Origin of the sequence: Streptomyces sp. NTH33 (genome assembly GCF_003236365.1) — a bacterium.
Classification (GTDB): Bacteria; Actinomycetota; Actinomycetes; order Streptomycetales; family Streptomycetaceae; genus Streptomyces.
The window spans coordinates 1-1,567 of record NZ_POTZ01000850.1 but is presented as its reverse complement, the minus strand read 5'-3'; the positions used below and the strand labels follow the sequence as shown (position 1 = coordinate 1,567).

Genomic DNA, 1,567 nt, shown 5'->3' with positions numbered 1-1,567 from the left:
CGACATCCGCGCCTGGATCAAGCTGTGGAACGAAGATCCGCGGCCGTTCGCCTGGGTGAAGACCGCGGACGAGATCCTCGAACGCCTCGCCGGATATCTTCAGCGAATCAAAGACTCAAGACACTAGGCACAGACCGTTCCGGCCGCGGGAAGCCTCCCGTCGAGCAGATAGCCGTTCACCGCGTTCTGGACGCACTCGTCCTTGCTGTTGTACGCGCCGTGTCCCTGGCCCTTCCAGGTGAGTTCGACGGCGACGTCCTTGCCCAGTGCGTCCGCCATCCTCTTCGCGCCCTGGTACGGGGTCGCCGGGTCGCCGGTGTTGCCCACGACGAGGATCGGCGCCGAACCGGGCGCGCTCACGTCGGGGTGGTCGGCCGCGCCGGGCACGGCCCAGTTGGTGCAGCTGAGGGTTCCCCAGGCCAGGAAGTCGCCGAACAGCGGGGAGGCGGCCCGGAACGCGGTTAGTGCCCGCTCCACGTCGGCGGGGGTGTACCGCTGCTTCTGGTCGGCGCAGTTGATGGCGGCGTTCGCGGCGGCGAGGTTGCTGTACCGGCCGTTCTCATCGCGGCCGTTCATGGCGTCCGACAGCAGCATGAGGATCTGGCCGTTGCCGGCGTAGGCCTGCCGCAGTCCCTCGGTGAGGGGAGTCCACAGGTCCTTGGAGTACAGGGCCTGGGCGATGCCGTTGGTCGCGGCCGTCTGGGTCAGCCGGCGCGGGAAGATGCCGGGGATCGGGTTGCTGTCGAGCTTCTTGAGCAGAGCGGCGATGCGGTTCTCGACGTCCTGCACGCTGGTGCCGATCGGGCACTTGGCGCCCTTCGACACACAGTCCTTCGCGAAGTTGTCCAGGGCCAGCTGGAAGCCCTTGGCCTGGCCCAGTGAGATCTGCTCGGGGTTCTGCGTGGGGTCGACGACCGCGTCGAAGACGGCGCGGCCCACATGCGTGGGGAACAGATGGGCGTAGACGCCCCCGAGCTCGGTGCCGTAGGAGATCCCGAAGTAGTACAGCTTGGAGTCGCCGAGGACCTGGCGCATCAGGTCCATGTCGCGGGCCGCGTCGGTGGTGCGCACATGGGGAAGGACCTTCCCGGAGTTCTTCTCGCAGGCTGCGTTGAACTGCTTGGTGTTGTTCAGGAACGCGGTGCGCTCGGCGGCGTTGTCCGGGGTGGTGTCCTGCTGGAAGTACTGGTCGAGCTGGGCGTCGCTCTCGCACTTCACGCCCGCGCTGCGGCCCACCCCGCGCGGGTCGAAGCTCACCAGGTCGTAGCGGGTGGCGAGCTTGGTGTAGTCCTGGGCGATGGACGGCAGGACGCTGACGCCGGAGCCGCCCGGACCGCCGAAGTTGAAGATCAGCGAGCCGATCCGCTTGCCCGGTCCGGCCGCCTTCGACCGGATCAGCGCGATGCCGATCGTGTCGCCGTTGGGCTTGCTCCAGTCCAGCGGCGCCTTCATGGTGGCGCACTGCCACTTGCCGCCGTTCGGCAGCGGGGAGGGTGCCGCTCCGCCGCCCTCGGACACGGACGGTGCCGGGCAGTCCTTCCAGTCCAGCTTCTGGGCGGTCAGGTTC

The 1,567-nt window shown here is 68.2% G+C and carries 1 protein-coding gene; it reads right to left on the bottom strand.

Going from position 1 to position 1,567, the window contains the following annotated elements; all coding sequences use genetic code 11:
• Positions 1 to 123 precede the first annotated feature (123 nt).
• On the bottom strand, positions 124 to 1,567 hold a 1,444-nt coding region (locus tag C1I97_RS36940), incomplete at its 5' end, for an alpha/beta hydrolase (protein ID WP_111007242.1).